The sequence below is a fragment of the Roseateles sp. GW835-FHT13E02 genome (assembly GCF_058794035.1).
In genome coordinates, this window is the sequence record NZ_JBXAGJ010000003.1 from 342,906 (window position 1) to 349,293 (window position 6,388).

A 6,388-nucleotide genomic window follows, 5' to 3' on the forward strand; every position below is an offset into this window, starting at 1 on the left:
GACCGCTTGCTTACTTGCCGACCCGCAGCTCCACAAAATCGGAGCCGCGGCGCTGCTGCGGCCCCAGTTGCAGGCGGAAGCCGCCGAGGTCGAGGCTGCCGATGGCATCCAGGCCTTGGCCCACGCTTTCGCGCGACAGCGGCAGGTGGGCGCGGCGCAGGCCTTCGGCCATCACGCGGGCGGCGATATAGCCTTCCAGGCTGATGGCGTCGAACTGCCGGTCGCCATGGCTGCGCATGGCCTGCTGGTAGTCGGCCACCACGGGCAGGTGGCGGTTTTCGGCGTCGGGCACCACCTGGGCCAGGGTCACGCCCTTCATGGCCGGGCCCAGGGCTTGGCGCAAGGGCTCCAGACCGGTGAATGACAGGGCGTAGAAGCGGCCGCGATAGCCTCTGCGGCGCGCCAGCTTGATCGCCGCGGCGCAGCTGCCGTAGGTGCTGATCATGAAGATGGCCTCGCCGTGGCCATGGGCCAGCAGGCGGCCGATCGCTTCGTCCATGTCTTCGCTGTTGCGCTTGTGCGGAGCTGCCACGCCCAGGCTCAGGCCCAAACGCGCTGCCGCCTCGCGCATGGATTCCAGGCCGGCGCGGCCGAACAGATCGGCCTGGTAGAGCAGGTCCACGGTCTTGACGCCGTCGTCCTTCATGGCGCGCGCCAGGGCCAGGCCTTCTTCGTTGTAGCCGGCGCGGATGTTGAACACCTGGGTTTGCTGCGGCTCGCGCAGAAAGCTGGCTCCGGTGTAGGCGCCGACAAAGGGGATGGCTGCGCGTTTCACCAGCGGCAGCACCGCCATGGTGGTGGGCGTGCCGACATAGCCGAACAGGGCCAGCACGCGCGGGTCGTCCAGCAGCATGCGGGTGTTGGCTTCGGCGCGCTCGGGCTCGTAGGCATCGTCGCGCACATGGAGCACGACGCTGGCACCGTGAATGCCGCCCAGATGGTTGATGTGGGTGAACGCGGCCTGCGCGCCGGCGTGGAAGCGCCGCCCCAGGCTGGCGGCCGGGCCACTGAGCGCCGCCGAGGCGCCGAGATGGATGTCGCCCACCGTGGCCGCCCGCAGCGGGCCCGTGACTACCGCGGCCGACAGTGCTGCCATATCGGCAAACCAGCGACGCCGGGTGGTGTCAGGGGAGGAGAGCGAGGTCAGGCGGGTTGGCATCAGGCGTGAGCGGTGGAGGGCGTGCAAGCCAAAGGGGGGCGAGCCGTGGGCGGGCAGGTGTGCGGGACAGTGAGGCGGCGACACAGCTCAGTCTACGCGCTGGCCTGGGGCTTGTCCCTGGCGGACCGGCCCGCGGGTGTGCAAGCTTTCGCGCTCCGGTGGGTGCCGCAGTGGCAGCGGCCCGGGGCGCACAGCTCTCGGCCCTCGGCCATCGGCTCTCAGAGGCCGGGTGGTTCCCAGACCCAGGCGCCGCCCGGGGTGTGCGCCGCTTGCTGGCGGTAGCTGGATGGCGCCATGCCGACGATGGACTTGAACTGGCGGCTGAACTGCGCCTGGTCGTAGAAGCCGCAGGCCAGCGCCACCTCGAGCAGGGGTTCTTGCGTTCCGCGCAGCAAGGCACAGGCGGCGCGCACGCGGCTGCGCAGGATGAAGGCCATGGGGCTGAGTCCGTAGATGCGCTTGACCAGGGCCGACAGGCGCTCCGGGCTGAGGCCGGCTTCCTCGGCCAACTCGGACAGCAGCACGCGCCGCTCGCTGTGCTTGGTCATGCGGTCCACGGCCTGCACCAGCCCGGCTTCGGCCGCGCCGCGCGGCACGCCAGGCACATCGCGCGACAGGCAGAGCAGGCCGGCCAGCTCGCCTTCGCGGCTGCACAGCGGGTACTTGTGGGTGACGCACCAGCCGGGCTGTCGGTCGGGCAGCAGGATGGGGTCGAGCTGGTAGAGCAGCGGCTGCTGGCGCGCCAGCACCCACTCATCCTGCTCGCGGTAACGCGCAGCCAGATCGGCCGGCCAGATCTCGGCCGCAGGCCGCCCGTGCAGTTGCTCGTCGCAACTCAGGCCCAGACGCTGCTGCAGCGATTGATTGAAGGACACATAGCGCCCGGCGCGGTCCTTGACCACAAAGAGGTAGCCCGGCACGCCGTCAAACAGCAGGGCGGTCTGGGCCGCACCAAACAGCAAGGCTTGTTCGGCCGCGGAGGGCGCTGCGACGGCCGGTGCCGCCGCGCTGCGAGGAAGGGGTGGCATGGAATCACGCCTCGAATTCTTTCGATGGCCGCATCGTCGCTGAAAAATCCGAATCTCGCCGCCCTTGCAGGGCAAGTCCCGATGTCGCTTTCCCTGCGTCGGCAAGGCCTGGCCGGGTGGGCTTCGGCGGCGGCGAGCGGCCGCGGCGGGCGAGCTTGAAACATGCGGGTGGTAGAACCTCGCCATGCCGATTTCCCTTCTTGACGCCCGCCACCGCACCGTCGCCGCACTGGGTGTGGCACAAACGCTGGCCTGGGCGTCCAGCTACTACCTGCCGGCCCTGCTGGCCCAGGCCATGGCGCGGGAGCTGGGCTTGGCCCCGGCGACGGTGTTCGCCGCCTTCTCCGTAGCGCTGCTGGCCTCGGCCGTGGTTGGGCCCTATGCCGGGCGCTGCATCGACCGCTGGGGCGGGCGGCCGGTGCTGATGCTGAGCAATGGCGTGTTCGCCCTGGGTTTGCTGGCCCTGAGCCAGGCGCAAGGGCTGTGGAGCTTGTTCGGGGCCTGGCTGATTCTCGGCCTGGCCATGGGCGGCGGGCTGTACGAAGCCGCGTTTGCCACCCTGGTGCGCCTGTACGGGCGCGAGGCTCGCAACTCCATCACCGGCATCACCTTGATTGCCGGATTCGCCTCCACCGTGGGCTGGCCCTTGACCGGCTGGCTGGAGGCCCACTGGGGCTGGCGTGCCGCCTGCCTGGCCTGGGCCGGCCTGCATCTGCTGCTGGCCCTGCCGCTCAATTTCAGCGTGCCCCGGGCTCAGGGCTTGGCGGCGGCTGCGCCCGAACCGGCGGGCGCCCAGGATTCGCCGCTGGTGGAGGACGTCCCGGCCGGCGCACCCGCCTGGCGCTCGGTGCTGATCTTGTCCTGGGTGTTCGCGGTGACCTGGTTTATCAGCACCGCCATGGCCGCGCACCTGCCCCGCTTGCTGATGGCCAGTGGGGTCAGCCTAGCGGCGGCGGTGGCCGTGGGCGCCCTGATCGGGCCGGCCCAGGTGGCCGCCCGGCTGCTGGAGTTTGGCGTGCTGCGCCATGTGCACCCGCTGCTGTCGGCGCGCCTGGCCACACTTTTGCATCCGGTGGCCGCGGCCCTGCTGGCGCTGTTGGGCGCGCCGCTGGCCTCGGCCTTTGCCCTGCTGCACGGGGCAGGCAACGGCATCCTCACCATCGCCAAAGGTACTCTGCCCCTGGTCTTGTTCGGCCCGCAGGGCTATGGTCAGCGACAGGGCTGGCTGATGGTGCCCGCGCGTGTGGCGCAGGCGCTGGCGCCCTGGTGGTTCGGCCTGTGCCTGGACCGCTGGGGCGCCCAGGCGCTGTGGCTGTCCTGCGGCCTGGGGCTGCTGGCCTTTTTGGCCTTGTTGGCCCTGCCCAAACCCCTGCCCGACCGGACCTGAGCGGTCTGCAAGGGTTTACGGCGCGGCGAACTCCTGCTCATGCAGCCAGGCCGCGTGCTTGACGGTGCGGCGGGTGCGGCTCCACTCTTCGATCATGGCCGGCGCCAGTTCGCGCAAGCGCTCCAGCTGGCCGGGCTTGACCGTGTTGGCCGCCAGTTCGATGCGGTGGCCGTTGGGGTCATGCAGGTAGATGGACTGGAAGATCTCGTGGTTGGTCGGGCCCACCACGTCGATGCCCAGGGCCTGCAGCTTGGTCTTGGTGCGCTCCAGCGTGGCCACGTCCTCGACCTGGAAGGCCAGGTGCTGCACCCAGGCCGGGGTGTTCTCGTCGCGGCCTTGTGGCGGCGATTCGGGCAACTCGAAAAAGGCCAGCACATTGCCGCGCCCGGCGTCGAGGAAGATGTGCATATAGGGGTTGGCCTCCTTGGTCGAGGGCACGCGGTCCTCGGAGATGGCCAGCAGCAGGTCCATGTCCAGCGCCTCTTTGTAGAAGCGGATGGTTTCCTGCACATCGCGGCAGCGGTAGGCGACGTGGTGAATGCCTTGGGTCAACATGATGGTTGTGGCTCCGTCAGGATCGTGAGTTAGATGACGCCGCGGCGTTCCTGGTCTTTTTCGAGTGACCGGAAGAGGGCACCGAAGTTGCCTTCGCCGAAACCGAGGTTGTTGCTGCGCTGGATGATCTCGATGAAGATCGGGCCGATGATGTTCTTGGTGAAGATCTGCAGCAGATAGCCTTGCTCGTCGCCGTCGACCAGCACCTGGTGCTGCTGGATGCGGGCATGGTCTTCACGCACGCCTTGCACGCGGTCGAAGACCTCGGCGTAGTAGTCCTCGTCGATCTCCAGGGTCTCGATGCCACTGCCTTGCAGCTGGTCCAGCGAGCCGAGGATGTCGTTTGTGAGGAAGGCCAGATGCTGGACGCCCGGGCCTTTGTACTCGCGCAGGTATTCGGCGATCTGGTCCTTGTCGTCCTTGGGCTGGTTGATGGGGATGCAGAAGCTTCCATCGGGCGAGCGCAGGGCGAAGCTGGTCAGGCCAGTCTTGGCGCCCTGGATGTCGAAGTAACGCACTTCCGTGAAGCCGAAGATGCCTTTGTAGAAGGCGGCCCATTTGTCCTGCTCGCCCGGGGGCACGTTGTTGGTCAGGTGGTCCACGGTCAGGAAGCCCTTGTCCGGCTGGATCACCGGGGCATCGAGCGCCACGAAATCGCGCTCGTAGATGCTGACACCGGCCGGGTTAGGCTCGATGAAATAGATGAGGGATTCGCCGATGCCCCAGACCGCCGGATAGGGGTGGTCCTTCATCGCTTCGGGCACAGCCACAGCGCCGCGGGCCACGGCGGCAGCCAAAGCAGCCGCTGCGTTCTCGACACGCCAGCCCATGGCGCTGATCGAGGGGCCATGGCGGCGCGCGAACTGGGCCGAGTGGCCTTCGCGTTCGCCGTTGAGCAGGAAGTGGATGTCGTTCTGGCGGTAGTAGCTGATGGCCTTGCTCGGGTGGCGGCGCAGCTTGGAGAAGCCAAACGAGAGGAAGAGCGCGTCCAGCGACTCCAGGCTCGGGCCGCAGAACTCGGTGAACTCGATGCCGGTCAGGCCGACGGGGTTGCTGGGGCTGATGATGCTCATGACGCGGGTCTCCGGGTGTTGGTGTTGGCTTGTGGCTTCGCCCCTCGTGGCGATGGAGCGCATTCTTCGCGCAGCGCTCTTTCGAAGAAAGCGAATTTCTTTGCAGCTCTTGATCAATAATTTCGAACATGAAGCTGGATCTCGAAGCCCTGGCGGCGCTGGACGCGGTGGTGCGCCACGGCAGCTTTGCGCGTGCCGCCGAGGCGCTGCACAAGGTCACCTCGGCCGTCAGCTACCAGGTCAAGAAGCTCGAAGAGCAGCTGAACCTGACCCTGGTGGACCGCAGCGCCTACCGCGTGCGCCTGACCGCTGAGGGCGAGGCCGTGCTGGCCGAAGGCCGGCGCCTGTTGCGACAGGCCTATCAGGTTGAGGCCCTGGCCCAGCAGCTGGCCTCGGGTTGGGAGGCGCGCCTGCTGGTGGTGGTGGACGGCATCCTGCCTCTGGCCGACACCTTGCGGGCGCTCAAGCAACTGGCGGACGAAGGCGTGCCGACGCGTGTGCAGCTGAAGATCGAGTTCCTGTGCGGCGTGCAGCACCGTTTCGAGAAAGAGCAGGCCGATCTGATGCTGGTCAAGGAGTACCAGCCCTCGGCTTTGCTGCAAGCCCAGGCGCAGGCCGAGCTGGAATGCGTGCTCTGTGTGGCGCCCGAGCATGCGCTGGCCCGGTTGGCCGCAGAGGCCGGGCGTCCCCTGAACTTGGATGAACTGCAAGACCATGTCGAGCTCAGCGTGCAGGACAGCAGCGACCAGGGCAGCGACCGCCAGATGTTCGGTGGCGAGCGGGTCTTCTATCTCTCCGGTTTCGTCGCTAAGCGCCAGGCCCTGCTGATGGGCATGGGCTTCGGATGGATGCCACGCTACCTCGTCGATGAAGCGCTGGCTGCCGGCCAGCTCGTCGAGCTGCCCTACCAGGGCGGCTCCCGCTTCCGCTTCACCCCCTGGCTGGTCCAGCGCCTCGACCGCCCACCCGGCCGCGCCGGCCGGCGCTTGATCGAGTTGCTCAGTCGGGCTGCTTGATTGGCGAGTTAGCCTCTGGTGACTGGAAGTGGCACATTGCGGACTTCCGATGTCTTGATTGATCTTTCTCGCTGCGGTGTCTCGGCCCGCCGACGGGCTCATGGTTCGCGGGTCGGCTCTTCGAGCCGACTGCCCTCGGTGCTCACTGCGCGGCTCAGCGGCGCCAAACT

General features: G+C 68.0%; 6 protein-coding genes. 2 read left to right on the forward strand and 4 right to left on the reverse strand.

Going from position 1 to position 6,388, the window contains the following annotated elements:
- Window positions 1-10: 10 nt before the first annotated feature.
- Together AC1Q6P_RS04985 and AC1Q6P_RS04990 are read right to left on the reverse strand one after the other, a co-directional pair.
- Window positions 11-1,159, reverse strand: a complete 1,149-nt coding sequence (locus tag AC1Q6P_RS04985) for an ABC transporter substrate-binding protein (RefSeq protein WP_492663486.1) — start codon at window positions 1,157-1,159, stop codon at window positions 11-13.
- Between the two features lie 218 nt (window positions 1,160-1,377).
- Window positions 1,378-2,187 carry a helix-turn-helix domain-containing protein gene (locus AC1Q6P_RS04990; RefSeq protein WP_492663487.1) on the reverse strand — a complete coding sequence of 270 codons (810 nt, stop codon included), beginning with the start codon at window positions 2,185-2,187 and terminating at the stop codon, window positions 1,378-1,380.
- A 184-nt stretch (window positions 2,188-2,371) separates the two neighbouring features.
- Here AC1Q6P_RS04990 and AC1Q6P_RS04995 point away from each other — a divergent pair, with 184 nt between their 5' ends.
- Complete coding sequence (locus tag AC1Q6P_RS04995) at window positions 2,372-3,574, forward strand: MFS transporter (RefSeq protein WP_492663488.1); 1,203 nt, start codon at window positions 2,372-2,374, stop codon at window positions 3,572-3,574.
- Window positions 3,575-3,589: 15 nt separating this feature from the next.
- Here the strand turns inward: AC1Q6P_RS04995 and AC1Q6P_RS05000 are convergent, their stop codons facing one another.
- Both AC1Q6P_RS05000 and hppD read right to left on the reverse strand, forming a co-directional pair.
- The gene (locus AC1Q6P_RS05000) at window positions 3,590-4,129 is read right to left on the reverse strand and encodes a VOC family protein (protein ID WP_171828578.1); all 540 of its coding nucleotides are present in this window, start codon (window positions 4,127-4,129) and stop codon (window positions 3,590-3,592) included.
- A gap of 29 nt (window positions 4,130-4,158) precedes the next feature.
- Window positions 4,159-5,202 carry a 4-hydroxyphenylpyruvate dioxygenase gene (gene hppD / locus AC1Q6P_RS05005; RefSeq protein ID WP_223696870.1) on the reverse strand — a complete coding sequence of 348 codons (1,044 nt, stop codon included), beginning with the start codon at window positions 5,200-5,202 and terminating at the stop codon, window positions 4,159-4,161.
- Between the two features lie 128 nt (window positions 5,203-5,330).
- Between hppD and AC1Q6P_RS05010 the strand changes: the two genes are divergently transcribed.
- Window positions 5,331-6,218, forward strand: a complete 888-nt coding sequence (locus tag AC1Q6P_RS05010) for a LysR family transcriptional regulator (protein ID WP_492663489.1) — start codon at window positions 5,331-5,333, stop codon at window positions 6,216-6,218.
- The last annotated feature ends 170 nt before the right edge of the window (window positions 6,219-6,388 follow it).